Below are 17,464 nucleotides of genomic sequence, written 5' to 3'. Positions count from 1 at the left end.
AAATTATCTCAATACTCCAGCGGGTTTGGCAACTGAATAAATCACCCATCCCTCTGCATATCTGGTCGCTGCAAGCGCGCTGCCTTGCTACCACCGCTCTGGCGATAAATCACCGGGTAAGATTAGCGTAAAAAAGACAGCAAAATGCCGCCTGAATGATAAATCATCATCATGGAACGCAGGCAGCGAAGAGCACCAACTCTCAAATCGGTACTCCTTGTATGCTAAATACCTGCGCGCGTCAAATAGATGAAACACGTTCAGCGTAAAAACATTACCGCTTTTACGGCTGTTTACTCACTGGAAACCAGTCGTGGCGTGATAAACACCACTAACTCGCGTCGTTCATCTTCTTTTCCGTCATGACGAAATAATTGCCCGAACCAGGGAATGTCGCCAAGCAACGGTACGCTATCCTGACCCGATTTATTTTTACGGGTAAAAATGCCGCCCAGCGCCAACGTTTCTCCGCTTTTGACCTCGACCTGCGTTTCGATCTCCTGCTTATCAATCGCCAGCACTTCGCCATCGGCCTGCTGTAGCACCTGCCCCGGAACGTTCTGGCTGATGTGTAATTTCAGCCGGATGCGACCTTTTTGTAACACCGTGGGCGTGACCTCCATCCCCAGGACGGCCTCTTTAAATTCCACCGACGTCGCGCCACTTTCCCCGCTGGAAACCTGATATGGAATTTCGCTCCCCTGTTTAATGCTGGCAGGCTGAAGATGTGAGGCCAGCAGACGCGGACTGGCGATAATATCCAGCTGCTGTTTTTGTTCGAGCGCGGAAAGCTCAAGATCCAGCAAGCGTCCGTTGATGCGCCCAATGTTAAAACCGACATGCGTTGTCGCCGTCGCTACGGAGAGGTCGCTACCAAGCGTGGTGACTTGCCCAACGCCACCAGCGTGTTGCGCATCGGCCAGCGTCCATTTCACGCCTAACTCACGCAAACTTTTTTCATTAATGGTGACAATATGCGCCGACAGCTCAACCTGCCCGACCGGCAGATCCATTTGCGCTACCCACTGTTCAAGCGCGCTTAACGCCGTTTTGTTATCTCGTAGCAAAAGGCGATTGGTGCGTTTATCGACGGTCATACTCCCTTTGGCACTCAGTAGCTTCTCCCCCGCTTTCGCCAGTTCTCCCGCGTCGGCGTATTGCAGGGTTATACTGCGATTTTCCAGCGGCAGATTTGCCTGCGCCCGCGCCTGCTCCGCCTCCTGGCGGGCGATATTGTTATTCTGCCAGGCAATGGAATGCACTGAGAGAATGTTGCCTTCCTGCCGCGTTATCAGTCCGGCGCTTTTCACTACAGTTTGTAGTGCCTGCTTCCAGGGAACATCTGTTAGATGTAACGACACCGTACCGCTGACGTCTGGCGACACGACCAGGTTCAACTTCTCCTGTTCAGCCAGCGCCTGCAACACCTGAGCTACCGGAACGTCATCCACCATCAGCGTCACTTTTTGCGGCTTTGCCGCCTGTACGCCGGGTATCAGCATCAACAGTAGTGCGGCTATCCATTGCTTCATTTGTATCTCCTTGCCGTTGCCACAACCATTGTGGCGGTTCGCAGTTTGTCCCGGTACCCAGCGTTAGTACGTCTGGCGTCAGCTGTAAAATTGTCCAGCCGTTTTCCAGCACATCGTTTTGCTGCACCCGTCGCCATTTCTTTTGCCCGTCTTTTATTACACCGATGATGCGCTCGCCTCGCCCTACCATCCCCTGATAGCGCCACTGGCTAAGTTCGCTAATCCGGCATAGATCTTCCGGCGGTTTAAAAGGGTCACGCATACCGGTTAAAAGGCACAATGCAATACCTGCCAACAACCAGCGTTTAACCCTCATGCGGCGTCTCCAGTTGTAGCGTGAACAAAAGATCATCACCTTCCACGCTTAACGAAAAACGGCTCACGCTGACGTTGCGCTCTGCCAGCCGTGTAAATGCCGACGGCACTGCTTCCCACAGCGTTTTCAACGCCAACTCGCCTCCCTGCGCGGATGGATGCCAGGAAACCAGTTGCGCGCCGGATAACTGAAAATCCAGTGGCGAAAAGGGCAGCGTTTTTTCCTCGCTGAAGGGAGTGGTGTCTACCAGGCGATACAGTGCGGCCCACTGCTGGTGATGACTTGCCCGTAGTCGAATTAATGCGTCGCGCTCTTCATGGTGTGTCGATGACAGAAAAATGAGCGTAACTAACATCAGCAACCAGAATGCCCAGCAAAGCTGGCGGAGGCGGGGTGATGTGGCGAACCACCAGTCAAAGAACATGTTCATCGCTAACCTTCCTTGTTAACTGATACTCAAATTGCCAGCGTCCCTGCGCATCCTGCTGCGTGGCTCCCCGCTGATTGAGATGAAAAGATGCATCCTGGCGGAGTGACGTTTCTAGTGCGTTTAACGCGGTAATGCTTGTTGTCAGCCCCTTGATCTCCAGCGTTCCCTGCTGCCAGCTTATCGTTGTCAGCCAGGCGTGCTCGGGTAAAAGCGCCGCCAGTGCTTCCAGCGCAGATTGCCAGTCGCGGGTAAATTGTCGCTGGCGCTGCCGTTGCGAACGCTGTTCGCGTAACTGCTGTTGCTCCAGCAAACGTGGCTTCGTTATCTGTAAGCTGCGGGCGAGTTGTTGTTCCGCCTGAAGCAAAACTGCGTCTATGCGCGCTTCGGCGCTGCCTGTCAGACGCAGTATTAGCGTTATCCCGACGGCCAGCAGCAGAGGCGCAACGAACATCAGCAACCAGAAACGCAGAAAAGCGGTCCGGCGTTGCTGTCGCCAGGGCAAAAAATTAATTGGCGGGTTCATCAGTACGCCTTCCCAAGCGCCAGCCCCAGCGCGATGGCAAAGTCTCCACCTGGCGGCGGTAGCGGCGGCTGACGAACAGAAACGGCCTCCCAGGGATCAAATCCGCCTTCGCCACATATCGCGACGCTTTCGGGATCAACGGATAACGCTGCCGCCAGCTCCTTCGCGCTAGTCATCCCCACCGCCAGTTTGCGCCCCCAGCTATAGCGCGTCGCCCACAGCCACTGTTCGTTATCACGCCAGGCCAGACATTGCTGATGAGAAGGTAAAAAAGGCAGGAATCGCTGTAATGCACTGGCATCCGGGGTGATCGCGCTCACATGAACACGCAACCTTTCTGCCAGAGTAAGCAGCGTTGCCAGCTCTTTGCTTTGCGCGGCAGTCACGTTATAGGCGGGACTGAGTGAGTCTTCGCTGTAATCGAAGCGCAGGGAGTCCGGATCCATATCCAGCTCGCGGGCCATCGTCCCTGACAGCCAGGCCGTTTGCTCCCGCTCACCAAGGGACATCGACGGGCGCGGAAATGACCGCTGTAATGTGCGACTGGCGGGAAACGCCAACATAATGTGATGACGCTGCGGCAGTTCGCGACTCCACGGTAACAACGTTTTAGCCAGCTGCTGCGCATCAACAATCCGCCCATCTTTGATAATGTCGTTCTCCAGCGGCAACCGCCACCAGCGTTGCAAAAAGCATTCTTTTGCGCCCCGCACGATCGCAACCGCTACCGCTTCTTGCTGTTGTAAATGCAAACCAATTTGCCAGATCTTAAATGCCATTGTGATGATCTCCTTATCACCCGTCACTCTGACGGGTATATCAATGCGTCTGGCTTGCCTTTATACTACCGCGCGTTTGTTTATAAACTGCCCAAATGAAACTAAATGGGAAATTTCCAGTGAAGTTCGTAAAGTATTTTTTGATCCTTGCAGTCTGTTGCATTCTGCTGGGAGCAGGCTCGATTTATGGCCTATACCGCTACATCGAGCCACAACTGCCGGATGTGGCGACATTAAAAGATGTTCGCCTGCAAATTCCGATGCAGATTTACAGCGCCGATGGCGAGCTGATTGCTCAATACGGTGAGAAACGTCGTATTCCGGTTACGTTGGATCAAATCCCACCGGAGATGGTGAAAGCCTTTATCGCGACAGAAGACAGCCGCTTCTACGAGCATCACGGCGTTGACCCGGTGGGGATCTTCCGTGCAGCAAGCGTGGCGCTGTTCTCCGGTCACGCGTCACAAGGGGCAAGTACCATTACCCAGCAGCTGGCGAGAAACTTCTTCCTCAGTCCAGAACGCACGCTGATGCGTAAGATTAAGGAAGTCTTCCTCGCGATTCGCATTGAACAGCTGCTGACGAAAGACGAGATCCTCGAGCTTTATCTGAACAAGATTTACCTTGGTTACCGCGCCTATGGTGTCGGTGCTGCGGCACAAGTCTATTTCGGAAAAACGGTCGACCAACTGACGCTGAACGAAATGGCGGTGATAGCCGGGCTGCCGAAAGCGCCTTCCACCTTCAACCCGCTCTACTCGATGGATCGTGCCGTCGCGCGGCGTAACGTCGTGCTGTCGCGGATGCTGGATGAAGGGTATATCACCCAACAACAGTTCGATCAGACACGCACTGAGGCGATTAACGCTAACTATCACGCGCCGGAGATTGCTTTCTCTGCGCCGTACCTGAGCGAAATGGTGCGCCAGGAGATGTATAACCGTTATGGCGAAAGTGCCTATGAAGACGGTTATCGCATTTACACCACCATCACCCGCAAAGTGCAGCAGGCCGCGCAGCAGGCGGTACGTAATAACGTGCTGGACTACGACATGCGCCACGGCTATCGCGGCCCGGCAAATGTGCTGTGGAAAGTGGGCGAGTCGGCGTGGGATAACAACAAGATTACCGATACGCTGAAGGCGCTGCCGACCTATGGTCCGCTGCAGCCTGCCGCAGTCACCAGCGCCAATCCTCAGGAAGCGACGGCAATGCTGGCGGACGGGTCGACTGTCGCATTGAGTATGGACGGCGTTCGCTGGGCGCGTCCTTACCGTTCGGATACTCAGCAGGGACCGACGCCGCGTAAAGTGACCGATGTTCTGCAAACGGGACAGCAAATCTGGGTTCGTCAGGTCGGCGATGCATGGTGGCTGGCACAAGTGCCGGAAGTGAACTCGGCGCTGGTGTCGATCAATCCGCAAAATGGTGCCGTTATGGCGCTGGTCGGTGGCTTTGATTTCAATCAGAGCAAGTTTAACCGCGCCACCCAGGCACTGCGTCAGGTGGGTTCCAACATCAAACCGTTCCTCTACACCGCGGCGATGGATAAAGGTCTGACGCTGGCAAGTATGTTGAACGATGTGCCAATTTCCCGCTGGGATGCAGGTGCCGGTTCTGACTGGCAGCCGAAGAACTCGCCGCCACAATATGCCGGTCCAATTCGCTTACGTCAGGGGCTGGGTCAGTCGAAAAACGTGGTGATGGTACGCGCAATGCGGGCGATGGGCGTCGACTACGCTGCAGAATATCTGCAACGCTTCGGCTTCCCGGCGCAAAACATTGTCCACACCGAATCGCTGGCGCTGGGTTCAGCGTCCTTTACCCCAATGCAGGTGGCGCGTGGCTACGCGGTCATGGCGAACGGCGGCTTCCTGGTGGACCCGTGGTTTATCAGCAAAATTGAAAACGATCAGGGCGGCGTGATTTTCGAAGCGAAACCGAAAGTAGCTTGCCCGGAATGTGATATTCCGGTGATTTACGGTGATACGCAGAAATCGAACGTGCTGGAAAATAACGATGTTGAAGATGTCGCTATCTCCCGCGAGCAGCAGAATGTTTCTGTACCAATGCCGCAGCTGGAGCAGGCTAATCAGGCGTTAGTGGCGAAGACTGGCGCGCAGGAGTACGCACCGCACGTCATCAACACTCCGCTGGCATTCCTGATTAAGAGTGCTTTGAACACCAATATCTTTGGTGAGCCAGGCTGGCAGGGTACCGGCTGGCGTGCAGGTCGTGATTTGCAGCGTCGCGATATCGGCGGGAAAACCGGTACCACTAACAGTTCGAAAGATGCGTGGTTCTCGGGTTACGGTCCGGGTGTTGTGACCTCGGTCTGGATTGGCTTTGATGATCACCGTCGTAATCTCGGTCATACAACGGCTTCCGGAGCGATTAAAGATCAGATCTCAGGTTACGAAGGCGGTGCCAAGAGTGCCCAGCCTGCATGGGACGCTTATATGAAAGCCGTTCTTGAAGGTGTGCCGGAGCAGCCGCTAACGCCGCCACCGGGTATTGTGACGGTGAATATCGATCGCAGCACCGGGCAGTTAGCTAATGGTGGCAACAGCCGCGAAGAGTATTTCATCGAAGGTACGCAGCCGACACAACAAGCGGTGCACGAGGTGGGTACGACCATTATCGATAATGGCGAAGCACAGGAATTGTTCTGATTAAAAAGGCGCTTCGGCGCCTTTTTCAGTTTGCTGACAAAGTGCACTTTGTTTATACCGGATACGGCGTGAACACTTTACCCGTCTAGCAACATCTAGAAAAATCAATATATTGCAGAAACTTCGTAAGCCTGATAAGCATTATGCATCAGGCGAACTTTACGCATTTACACTCGCCCCTGCCCTTTCAACCATTCGCGCACGAGGAACAGCGCGCTGACATTACGCGCTTCGTTGAAGTCAGGGTCTTCCAGCAAATCCATCATATGCGCCAGCGGCCAGCGCACCTGTGGTAGCGGCTCTGGCTCATCGCCTTCCAGTGATTCCGGGTAGAGATCTTGCGCTACCACGATATTCATTTTGCTGGAAAAATAAGACGGTGCCATGCTGAGCTTCTTCAAAAAAGTCAGATCGTTCGCACCAAATCCAACCTCTTCTTTTAGCTCGCGGTTAGCGGCTTCGTAGACGCTTTCACCCGGATCAATTAATCCTTTCGAAAAACCTAATTCGTAGGATTCAGTTCCCACTGCGTATTCGCGGATCAGGATCAGGTGATCGTCCACAATCGGCACAATCATCACTGCTTCCCGGTTGGTTGGACGCATTCGTTCATAAACACGCCGCACGCCATTGCTGAACTCCAGATCCACGCTCTCGACGGTAAACAGTCGGGAACGGGCTACAGTTTCAACATTCAGAATGGTGGGTTTTTGTAATGATTTGCTCATCGTGGGATCTATGCTGTGAAATCAGCGGTTATTGTGCGATATCGGACACGCTTTCGGCAATGTGAATTGCATGTTATTTACATTTATGTAACTTAATAAATAATCGTCCTCAAATCAAATTAAAAGTCAATAGGTTGAAATAACTCCAGGAATTTGCTGATATTCCGCCTTCAGAGGGTTTGCTATGATCAGCGGTTACTGTGATGTGCTTAATGATGCTCAAGTTAAACTCCACGCTTGCCGATAGCCAACCGCAGAATCATGTATTGTGTCCGGTGCGACTGACCACGCCTGACAGACTAAGTAAGATGGGGAAAGCATGAGCACCATTGTGATTTTTTTAGCTGCTTTGCTGGCCTGCTCACTACTTGCGGGATGGCTGATAAAAGTGCGATCCAGACGGCGTCAGCTGCCCTGGACCAACGCCTTCGCGGATGCGCAAACGCGTAAACTCACACCTGAAGAACGTAGCGCCGTTGAAAATTATCTTGAGAGCCTGACGCAGGTATTACAGGTGCCTGGCCCAACGGGAGCCAGCGCGGCACCGATCTCTCTGGCGCTGAATGCCGAAAGCAACAACGTCATGATGCTGACACACGCTATCACGCGTTACGGCATCTCTACCGACGATCCGAATAAATGGCGTTACTACCTCGATTCGGTAGAAGTCCACCTGCCCCCTTTCTGGGAACAGTACATCAACGATGAGAATACCGTTGAACTGATTCATACCGATTCGCTGCCGCTGGTTATTTCACTCAACGGTCATACGCTGCAGGAGTACATGCAGGAAACTCGCGGCTATGCCTTGCAACCTGTTCCGTCAACGCAGGCGTCGATTCGCGGGGAAGAGAGTGAGCAAATCGAGCTACTCAATATTCGCAAAGAAACGCATGAAGAATATGCGCTGAGTCGTCCGCGCGGGCTGCGTGAAGCGTTGCTGATCGTCGCCTCCTTCCTGATGTTCTTTTTCTGCCTGATTACCCCGGATGTATTTGTTCCGTGGCTGGCAGGCGGCGCGTTACTGCTGCTGGGCGCAGGTCTGTGGGGGCTATTCGCACCCCCGGCAAAATCCTCCCTGCGGGAAATTCATTGTCTGCGCGGTACACCCCGTCGTTGGGGATTGTTTGGCGAAAACGATCAGGAACAGATCAACAATATTTCACTCGGTATTATCGACCTGGTCTATCCCGCACACTGGCAGCCATACATTGCTCAGGATCTCGGTCAACAAACCGATATCGATATCTATCTCGACCGCCATGTAGTGCGTCAGGGACGATATCTTTCGCTGCATGATGAAGTAAAAAACTTTCCGTTACAGCACTGGCTGCGCAGTACGATTATCGCTGCGGGCTCGCTGCTGGTGCTGTTTATGCTGTTATTCTGGATCCCGCTGGATATGCCGCTGAAATTCACTCTCTCATGGATGAAAGGCGCGCAGACCATTGAAGCCACCAGCGTAAAACAACTGGCTGACGCTGGCGTGCGGGTAGGCGATACATTGCGTATTAGCGGTACGGGAATGTGTAATATTCGCACTTCCGGAACCTGGAGCGCGAAAACCAATTCACCTTTTTTACCGTTTGACTGCTCGCAGATCATCTGGAACGACGCCCGCTCATTACCATTACCAGAATCTGAACTGGTCAACAAAGCGACGGCATTGACCGAAGCAGTTAATCGCCAGCTGCACCCTAAACCCGAAGATGAATCTCGCGTCAGTGCCTCATTACGTTCAGCGATTCAAAAATCCGGCATGGTATTGCTTGATGATTTTGGCGACATTGTACTGAAGACAGCGGATTTATGTTCTGCCAAAGATGACTGTGTGCGACTGAAAAATGCGCTGGTCAATCTCGGCAACAGTAAAGACTGGGACGCGCTGGTAAAACGCGCCAACACCGGGAAGCTCGATGGCGTGAATGTGTTATTACGCCCGGTGAGTGCGGAATCGCTGGATAACCTGGTGGCAACCTCCACCGCGCCGTTTATCACGCATGAAACGGCGCGAGCGGCACAATCACTAAACAGTCCGGCCCCCGGCGGATTCCTGATTGTCAGCGACGAAGGCAGCGATTTTGTTGATCAGCCCTGGCCTTCGGCATCACTTTACGACTACCCGCCGCAAGAACAGTGGAACGCTTTCCAGAAACTGGCACAAATGCTGATGCATACGCCGTTTAACGCCGAGGGTATCGTCACAAAAATCTTCACTGACGCCAATGGTACGCAGCATATTGGCCTTCATCCGATCCCGGATCGTTCCGGCCTGTGGCGCTATCTCAGCACCACATTGCTGCTACTGACGATGCTGGGTAGCGCCATTTACAATGGCGTACAGGCCTGGCGTCGTTACCAGCGTCATCGCACTCGCATGATGGAGATTCAGGCCTATTATGAAAGCTGCCTGAACCCGCAACTGATCACCCCTTCAGAAAGCCTTATCGAATAACACGTTTGCGCGGCAGGTTATGCTACCCTGTCGCGCAAATTGCTTCACTCTGGAGATTTCCCTCATGCATATCAACATTGCCTGGCAGGACGTAGATACCGTTCTGCTGGATATGGACGGCACGTTGCTCGACCTCGCCTTCGATAACTATTTCTGGCAAAAGCTGGTGCCTGAAACATGGGGCGCGAAAAACGGGGTTACGCCACAGGAAGCGATGGAATATATGCGCCAGCAATATCACGACGTACAGCATACGCTAAACTGGTACTGTCTTGATTACTGGAGTGAGCAACTGGGTCTGGATATCTGTGCGATGACCACCGAGATGGGACCGCGTGCCGTACTGCGTGAAGATACCATTCCGTTTCTTGAGGCACTGAAAGCCAGCGGTAAGCAGCGAATTTTGCTCACCAATGCGCATCCGCACAACCTGTCGGTAAAACTTGAGCATACGGGTCTGGACGCACACCTTGATTTATTACTTTCCACCCACACATTTGGTTATCCGAAAGAGGATCAGCGGTTATGGCATGCAGTGGCCGAAGCTACGGGTCTGAAAGCTGAAAGAACGCTGTTTATTGATGACAGCGAAGCGATTCTCGATGCTGCCGCGCAATTTGGTATTCGTTACTGCCTCGGCGTGACTAATCCTGATTCCGGGATTGCCGAGAAACAGTATCAACGCCATCCGTCACTGAATGACTACCGCCGCCTGATCCCCTCGCTAATGTGAAGGAGACGCCATGAAAGAAAAACCTGCTGTTGAGGTTCGACTGGATAAATGGCTATGGGCTGCCCGTTTTTATAAAACCCGCGCGCTGGCCCGTGAAATGATTGAAGGCGGTAAGGTGCATTACAACGGGCAGCGCAGCAAGCCGAGCAAAATCGTCGAGCTGAATGCCACGCTCACTCTGCGCCAGGGAAATGACGAACGCACGGTGATTGTAAAGGCGATTACTGAACAGCGTCGCCCCGCCAGCGAGGCAGCCTTGCTGTATGAAGAGACTGCGGAAAGTGTAGAGAAACGCGAAAAAATGGCGCTGGCACGTAAACTTAATGCCTTAACCATGCCGCACCCGGACCGACGCCCGGACAAAAAAGAGCGCCGCGACCTGTTACGATTTAAACACGGCGACAGTGAATAACTGTCACCTGCAAGAGAGATGATTATGCCGCAACATGACCAATTACATCGCTATCTGTTTGAAAACTTTGCCGTGCGCGGCGAACTGGTAACCGTTTCGGAAACCCTGCAACAGATCCTTGAGAACCACGATTATCCGCAGCCCGTTAAAAACGTGCTGGCAGAACTGCTGGTTGCGACCAGCCTGTTAACCGCTACGCTGAAGTTTGATGGTGATATCACCGTACAGCTGCAGGGCGACGGTCCGATGAATCTGGCGGTTATTAACGGTAACAATAACCAGCAGATGCGCGGTGTGGCGCGCGTGCAGGGCGAAATTCCAGAAAATGCCGACCTGAAAACGCTGGTCGGCAATGGTTACGTGGTGATCACCATTACCCCGAGCGAAGGCGAACGCTATCAGGGCGTAGTTGGTCTGGAAGGTGATACCCTGGCGGCCTGCCTGGAAGATTACTTTATGCGTTCTGAACAGCTGCCGACGCGCCTGTTTATTCGCACCGGCGACGTAGACGGCAAACCGGCTGCAGGCGGTATGTTGTTGCAGGTAATGCCTGCGCAAAATGCCCAGCAGGACGACTTTGACCACCTGGCGACGCTAACCGAAACCATCAAAACCGAAGAACTGCTGACCTTACCGGCAAACGAAGTGTTGTGGCGTTTGTATCACGAAGAAGAGGTGACGGTTTACGATCCGCAGGATGTGGAGTTCAAATGCACCTGCTCGCGTGAACGTTGCGCCGATGCGCTGAAAACGCTGCCTGATGAAGAAGTTGATAGCATCCTGGCGGAAGATGGCGAAATTGACATGCATTGTGATTACTGCGGTAACCACTATCTGTTCAATGCGATGGATATTGCTGAAATCCGCAACAACGCGTCTCCGGCAGATCCGCAAGTTCATTAATGAGTATGTCCGGCAGAGAGGGCTCTGCCGGATTTTACGACTAATACACCTGATGCGCTTTGTCACTCATTCAGATTCACATTCAGCCTTTCACCATCCACTACAAGATCGCGCCACGCTTTAGGCTTCGTCCCCAGTTTTCCATCCTTCGCAGCTGTGAGTAATTTTTCTTTCGTTATTTCGTTCGGAAGTAAACTCATATCAAGCGCGTCCCATTCTTTTCTGTCTGAGTCAAAGCCATAGACAATGACTCTGTCATCATTAAAAGCAAACAGGATCCGCTCCGCCTGACCATCACTATTCAGATCTTGCTCGACCAGGACGCAGGCGTCTTTTTCAATACAGGTCATCACGTTATAGCGATCCTGGATTAAGGCCGACCAGAATGTCGCATCAGGTTTAACAGAACCAGGGGCAATTAACACATTATCGGCTAATACTTTTTCCGATACCTGTTGCTGAAGATGTTGCTCTCCATCTAACGCCATCAGCAGATCCCGCGCGCGTTTCGGGTCTTTCATAAACCCGGCATCGCTTTTCAGCGACTCAAGCGCAGCACGTCCATAGCGACCGCTCTGCTCGAGCATGTAGATAGTTACCTGGTCTGACGTGTTTTTGCCGCTCTGATAACGCGCCATATGGCTGTTCACGCTAATGCGCATACTGTCCAGCACCGGCGAATTAAGAAGCACCAGTATCACCAACACCAATAACGAAACCGCAAGGTTCACTTTGCCCTGAAGAACAACGGGATTTTGCCCTTTACGCCAGACGATGCTGACAAAATACCCCAGCGACCACACCAGTAACACCAGCACCGCCAGCACGCCCTGCAAGCGGTCGACAGTCCAGCCGTACTGAGCGACCCGCAGCCATAACGCCCAGGCGGCGACGAACACATACAGCGGAGCAACCAGCAAAGCGGTTTTAATCAGGCAACGCAACGGCCCTGTCCAGGGAAGTGACGCTTTTTGCGGATCGCGGACAATAGCCATTAAGATCAATTGCAAAAAGGCCAGCGTCAACAGCAACCCGGCGGCGGAGATGTGGCGAGAAATCGCGCTCAGGCCCGTAAACGGCAGGGTGATGATAAACATCAGGGTTAGCAATGATACTAACGGCAGCAACCCCGTGGCGATTAACGTGAACAACTTTTGAATAGAGTCGATTAAACGTGACTGTGTTCGCGCGAGGATCACCGCCAGCGCGGTAACCAGACCTAACGTGAGATAAATAAACCAGTCGGTTGCAAAAAAGAGCGTATTGAAAAACGTGATGCCAACAAGTTTAAACAACTCACTCCACAGTAAAAGCACCAGCCACGTCAAGCCATTGGCGAGAAAAATCACCAGTAATATAAGTACGTTATGCCATACTGACTGGTAAAAATAGCGATAGCGGCTACTGTCATTGCGGATGCGAAGGCTTTGTTGTATCCACGGTAGCAACAACATTGCCATCAACAGCAGATAGCAACCAAAATCCCAAAGCGCCTTTTCAGCTCTCCAGGGGTTCATGCCATCAGTTTGCCACTTCAGCCAGCCGCTCATCCCCAGCGTGGCAATAAACACTAGCGCCAGCCATCCCCAAAGGCGCTTCTGTTTAAAAGAGATCACGGAGAAGAGTAAAACGGATGAAAACGCGACGGTCGCAGGCACGCCATAAACAATCCAACTGTGATTTTTTCCGGAAAGCCAGGCGATCAGCAGGTAGCAAACCAGACCCTGAAGTAATCCGGTAGCAATCATCCCCCAGCGTGTTGCGGGTGAAAGTTCAACGTTATCCATGTTGGTTATCCAGAATCAAAAGGTGGGTTAATTATCGCATCCGGGCAGTAGTATTTTGCTTTTTTCAGAAAATAATCAAAAAAAGTTAGCGTGGTGAATCGATACTTTACCGGTTGAATTTGCATCAATTTCATTCAGGAATGCGATTCCACTCACAATATTCCCGCCATATAAACCAAGATTTAACCTTTTGAGAACATTTTCCACACCTAAAATGCTATTTCTGCGATAATAGCAACCGTTTCGTGACAGGAATCACGGAGTTTTTTGTCAAATATGAATTTCTCCAGATACGTAAATCTATGAGCCTTGTCGCGGTTAACACCCCCAAAAAGACTTTACTATTCAGGCAATACATATTGGCTAAGGAGCAGTGAAATGCGCGTTAACAATGGTTTGACCCCGCAAGAACTCGAGGCTTATGGTATCAGTGACGTACATGATATCGTTTACAACCCAAGCTACGACCTGCTGTATCAGGAAGAGCTCGATCCGAGCCTGACAGGTTATGAGCGCGGGGTGTTAACTAATCTGGGTGCCGTTGCCGTCGATACCGGGATCTTCACCGGTCGTTCACCAAAAGATAAGTATATCGTCCGTGACGATACCACTCGCGATACTTTCTGGTGGGCAGACAAAGGCAAAGGTAAGAACGACAACAAACCTCTCTCTCCGGAAACCTGGCAGCATCTGAAAGGCCTGGTGACCAGGCAGCTTTCCGGCAAACGTCTGTTCGTTGTCGACGCTTTCTGTGGTGCGAACCCGGATACTCGTCTTTCCGTCCGTTTCATCACCGAAGTGGCCTGGCAGGCGCATTTTGTCAAAAACATGTTTATTCGCCCGAGCGATGAAGAACTGGCAGGTTTCAAACCAGACTTTATCGTTATGAACGGCGCGAAGTGCACTAACCCGCAGTGGAAAGAACAGGGTCTCAACTCCGAAAACTTCGTGGCGTTTAACCTGACCGAGCGCATGCAGCTGATTGGCGGCACCTGGTACGGCGGCGAAATGAAGAAAGGGATGTTCTCGATGATGAACTACCTGCTGCCGCTGAAAGGTATCGCTTCTATGCACTGCTCCGCCAACGTTGGTGAGAAAGGCGATGTTGCGGTGTTCTTCGGCCTTTCCGGCACCGGTAAAACCACCCTTTCCACCGACCCGAAACGTCGCCTGATTGGCGATGACGAACACGGCTGGGACGATGACGGCGTGTTTAACTTCGAAGGCGGCTGCTACGCAAAAACTATCAAGCTGTCGAAAGAAGCGGAACCTGAAATCTACAACGCTATCCGTCGTGATGCGTTGCTGGAAAACGTCACCGTGCGTGAAGATGGCACTATCGACTTTGATGATGGTTCAAAAACCGAGAACACCCGCGTTTCTTATCCGATCTATCACATCGATAACATTGTTAAGCCGGTTTCCAAAGCGGGCCACGCGACTAAGGTTATCTTCCTGACTGCTGATGCTTTCGGCGTGTTGCCGCCGGTTTCTCGCCTGACTGCCGATCAAACCCAGTATCACTTCCTCTCTGGCTTCACCGCCAAACTGGCCGGTACTGAGCGTGGCATCACCGAACCGACGCCAACCTTCTCCGCTTGCTTCGGCGCGGCATTCCTGTCGCTGCACCCGACTCAGTACGCAGAAGTGCTGGTGAAACGTATGCAGGCGGCGGGCGCGCAGGCTTATCTGGTTAACACTGGCTGGAACGGCACTGGCAAACGTATCTCGATTAAAGATACCCGCGCCATTATCGACGCCATCCTCAACGGTTCGCTGGATAATGCAGAAACCTTCACTCTGCCGATGTTTAACCTGGCGATCCCAACCGAACTGCCGGGCGTAGACACGAAGATTCTCGATCCGCGTAACACCTACGCTTCTCCGGAACAGTGGCAGGAAAAAGCCGAAACCCTGGCGAAACTGTTTATCGACAACTTCGATAAATACACCGACACCCCTGCGGGTGCCGCGCTGGTAGCGGCTGGTCCGAAACTGTAATGATTTGAAGCTGGAGAATATCTATCCAGTATCTTATAGAAAGCAAAACGGGAGGCACCTTCGCCTCCCGTTTATTTACCCTTCTTTTGTCGTGCCCTGCGCCCGCGTTACCGGCACTGGCAGCCAGGCGCGAATGGAAAGCCCGCCCCGCTCGCTGGTGCCAAGCTCCAGCATCCCGTTATGGTTATCCACGATACGCTGCACAATTGCCAGCCCTAATCCCGTGCCGCTAATGGTGCGCGCACTGTCGCCGCGGACAAACGGCTGGAACAGGTGCTTACGTTGTTCCGGCGCAATTCCCGGACCGTCATCTTCCACCTGGAACCAGGCGCGATTCGGCTCCGTTCCGCTGCTGACTTTGATCCAGCCATTGCCATAACGGGCGGCGTTGACCACCATATTCGCCACCGCGCGTTTGATCGACAGCGGGTGCATTTTCACTTCAATGCTGCCGGGGTAAAGCGCGGTTTCAATTTCCCGCTCATAGCCACTTTCGGCAGCAATCACCTCACCGAGTACTGCATTAAGATCCGCCATTTCCATCGGCATCTCCTGCCCGGTGCGCAGGTAGTCGATAAACTGCTCAATGATGGCGTTGCACTCTTCGATATCTTTATTGATCGATTCTGCCAGATAGCCATCCTGCTCGCTCATCATCTCAGTCGCCAGGCGAATACGCGTCAGCGGCGTGCGCAAGTCGTGACTTACCCCCGCCATCAGCAGCGTGCGGTCATCCGCCAGTTGCTTAACACCAGCCGCCATATGGTTAAAGGCACGGGTAACGGAACGCACCTCGGACGCGCCATACTCACGCAGCGGCGGCGGAATAATCCCTTTACCAACCTGCAAGGCTGCGTGTTCGAGATCGACCAACGGTCGGTTCTGGATACGAATAAACAGCCACGCCCCGCCTATCGCCAATAGCATAATCGCCAGCGTATAGCGGAACAGCGGAGAGAAATCGCCCTGATGAATTTCGGTCAGCGGCACGCGTACCCAGATATTGGGCGACAGCCAGGTTTTCAGCCAGACGACAGGCGAACTTTTGTTGACCTCAACGCGCACTTCCGTCGGGCCGCCCAGTTGCTGCGCCATCTGATGGCTTAAGAATTCATAGTGTTGCGCCCAACGCAGACCTGCCTCTTCGGCAGCCTCGTTGGAGTAGAGAGAGATCCCCAGCTCACGGTAGATCTCCCGACGGAAAGCGGGAGGCACAACCAACTGCGTGCCGTCCTCCAGTTGCAGTTTGTCGGTCATCAACATACGCACTTCGTACGCGAGGACTTTATTAAACTGCTGGAGGCTCGGCAAAATCGCGAAGTTCAGCACCACCAGATAAGTCGTCACCAGGCTGGCGAACAGCAAGGTGACGATGAGCAATAACGTACGGGCAAATGAACTTCGTGGCGAGAAGCGCAATCGCCTCATGCTTTAGAGCCGTCCGGTACAAAGACGTAGCCCAGACCCCAGACGGTCTGAATGTAACGCGGATGCGCTGGATCTTCTTCCACCATGCGGCGCAGACGCGAAATCTGCACGTCGATGGAGCGTTCCATTGCGGAATATTCACGACCACGGGCAAGGTTCATCAGCTTATCGCGGGAGAGCGGCTCACGCGGATGGCTGACCAGTGCCTTCAGTACCGCAAACTCACCGCTGGTGAGCGGCATCGGCTCGTCTTCGCGGAACATTTCGCGCGTACCGAGGTTAAGTTTGAACTTACCGAAAGCAATTACCGCCTCTTCCTGTGACGGTGCGCCTGGCAGTTCGTTCGCCTGACGACGCAGCACCGCACGGATACGGGCCAGCAGTTCACGCGGGTTAAACGGTTTTGGAATGTAGTCGTCAGCGCCAATCTCCAGGCCTACGATACGGTCCACTTCTTCCCCTTTCGCCGTCACCATAATGATCGGCATCGGGTTGCTCTGACTACGAAGACGTCGGCAAATCGACAAGCCATCTTCACCAGGTAACATTAAATCCAGTACCATAAGATGGAAAGATTCACGAGTCAGCAGGCGATCCATCTGTTCTGCATTAGCGACGCTTCGAACCTGGAAGCCTTGTTCGGTGAGATAACGTTCCAGCAGCGCACGCAGGCGCATGTCGTCATCGACCACCAGAATCTTGTAGTTCTCTTGCATTGTTTGTACTCCCAAAGGTTCGCAACAATTTGTAAGCGTGTATTCTTAA

15 protein-coding genes are annotated in these 17,464 nt (G+C 52.9%); 6 read left to right on the top strand and 9 right to left on the bottom strand.

What is annotated here, in order from left to right; genetic code table 11:
• Nucleotides 1-293 precede the first annotated feature (293 nt).
• Genes hofQ through hofM form a run of 5 tightly spaced genes read right to left on the bottom strand, consistent with a single transcriptional unit; the run spans nt 294 to nt 3,580 of the window.
• Complete coding sequence (hofQ, locus tag K0778_RS05945) at nt 294-1,532, bottom strand: DNA uptake porin HofQ (protein ID WP_000815987.1); 1,239 nt, start codon at nt 1,530-1,532, stop codon at nt 294-296.
• Nucleotides 1,444-1,848, bottom strand: coding sequence for a DNA utilization protein HofP (gene hofP, locus K0778_RS05940; RefSeq protein ID WP_001264141.1), 405 nt, complete (start codon nt 1,846-1,848; stop codon nt 1,444-1,446). The genes hofQ and hofP overlap by 89 nt, the downstream gene beginning before the upstream one ends.
• A complete protein-coding gene (gene hofO, locus K0778_RS05935; RefSeq protein ID WP_001055760.1) occupies nt 1,838-2,278 on the bottom strand; it encodes a DNA utilization protein HofO in 441 nt (146 codons plus the stop codon). Before hofO ends, hofP begins: the two co-directional genes overlap by 11 nt.
• Nucleotides 2,262-2,801, bottom strand: coding sequence for a DNA utilization protein HofN (hofN, locus tag K0778_RS05930; protein ID WP_001069315.1), 540 nt, complete (start codon nt 2,799-2,801; stop codon nt 2,262-2,264). The genes hofO and hofN overlap by 17 nt, the downstream gene beginning before the upstream one ends.
• Nucleotides 2,801-3,580, bottom strand: a complete 780-nt coding sequence (gene hofM, locus K0778_RS05925; RefSeq protein WP_001295166.1) for a DNA utilization protein HofM — start codon at nt 3,578-3,580, stop codon at nt 2,801-2,803. The genes hofN and hofM overlap by 1 nt, the downstream gene beginning before the upstream one ends.
• Before the next feature lie 119 nt (nt 3,581-3,699).
• Here hofM and mrcA point away from each other — a divergent pair, with 119 nt between their 5' ends.
• Nucleotides 3,700-6,252: a peptidoglycan glycosyltransferase/peptidoglycan DD-transpeptidase MrcA gene (gene mrcA, locus K0778_RS05920; RefSeq protein WP_021559555.1), complete on the top strand. Its 2,553-nt coding sequence runs from the start codon at nt 3,700-3,702 to the stop codon at nt 6,250-6,252.
• Between the two features lie 167 nt (nt 6,253-6,419).
• Here mrcA and nudE read toward each other — a convergent pair whose 3' ends face one another.
• Complete coding sequence (gene nudE, locus K0778_RS05915; RefSeq protein ID WP_000045744.1) at nt 6,420-6,980, bottom strand: ADP compounds hydrolase NudE; 561 nt, start codon at nt 6,978-6,980, stop codon at nt 6,420-6,422.
• A gap of 319 nt (nt 6,981-7,299) precedes the next feature.
• Between nudE and igaA the strand changes: the two genes are divergently transcribed.
• The 4 genes from igaA to hslO all read left to right on the top strand — a co-directional run bounded on the left by igaA (nt 7,300) and on the right by hslO (nt 11,483).
• Nucleotides 7,300-9,435: an intracellular growth attenuator protein IgaA gene (gene igaA / locus K0778_RS05910; protein ID WP_000104525.1), complete on the top strand. Its 2,136-nt coding sequence runs from the start codon at nt 7,300-7,302 to the stop codon at nt 9,433-9,435.
• Between the two features lie 64 nt (nt 9,436-9,499).
• Nucleotides 9,500-10,168: a GMP/IMP nucleotidase gene (yrfG, locus tag K0778_RS05905; RefSeq protein WP_001300440.1), complete on the top strand. Its 669-nt coding sequence runs from the start codon at nt 9,500-9,502 to the stop codon at nt 10,166-10,168.
• 10 nt (nt 10,169-10,178) lie between these two features.
• Entirely contained in the window at nt 10,179-10,580 is a 402-nt protein-coding gene (gene hslR / locus K0778_RS05900) for a ribosome-associated heat shock protein Hsp15 (RefSeq protein ID WP_000660483.1), read from the top strand.
• Between the two features lie 24 nt (nt 10,581-10,604).
• Nucleotides 10,605-11,483 carry an Hsp33 family molecular chaperone HslO gene (gene hslO / locus K0778_RS05895; RefSeq protein WP_001135574.1) on the top strand — a complete coding sequence of 293 codons (879 nt, stop codon included), beginning with the start codon at nt 10,605-10,607 and terminating at the stop codon, nt 11,481-11,483.
• 62 nt (nt 11,484-11,545) lie between these two features.
• On the opposite strand, the gene K0778_RS05890 is transcribed toward hslO, so the two are convergent.
• On the bottom strand, nt 11,546-13,270 hold the full coding sequence (locus K0778_RS05890; protein ID WP_000370879.1) for a DUF4153 domain-containing protein: 1,725 nt from the start codon (nt 13,268-13,270) through the stop codon (nt 11,546-11,548).
• Between the two features lie 378 nt (nt 13,271-13,648).
• On the opposite strand from K0778_RS05890, the gene pckA reads away from it, so the two are divergent.
• Nucleotides 13,649-15,271, top strand: coding sequence for a phosphoenolpyruvate carboxykinase (ATP) (gene pckA / locus K0778_RS05885; RefSeq protein WP_001265681.1), 1,623 nt, complete (start codon nt 13,649-13,651; stop codon nt 15,269-15,271).
• A gap of 75 nt (nt 15,272-15,346) precedes the next feature.
• On the opposite strand, the gene envZ is transcribed toward pckA, so the two are convergent.
• Both envZ and ompR read right to left on the bottom strand, forming a co-directional pair.
• Complete coding sequence (gene envZ, locus K0778_RS05880; protein WP_001253696.1) at nt 15,347-16,699, bottom strand: two-component system sensor histidine kinase EnvZ; 1,353 nt, start codon at nt 16,697-16,699, stop codon at nt 15,347-15,349.
• Complete coding sequence (ompR, locus tag K0778_RS05875) at nt 16,696-17,415, bottom strand: two-component system response regulator OmpR (RefSeq protein WP_001157751.1); 720 nt, start codon at nt 17,413-17,415, stop codon at nt 16,696-16,698. Before ompR ends, envZ begins: the two co-directional genes overlap by 4 nt.
• Nucleotides 17,416-17,464 lie beyond the last annotated feature (49 nt).

This window comes from Escherichia sp. XD33 (genome assembly GCF_019375075.1).
In the GTDB taxonomy this organism is placed as follows: Bacteria; Pseudomonadota; Gammaproteobacteria; order Enterobacterales; family Enterobacteriaceae; genus Enterobacter; species Enterobacter flexneri_A.
Note: the sequence above shows the minus strand (reverse complement) of the source record. Positions and strands in the feature narration are given on the sequence as shown.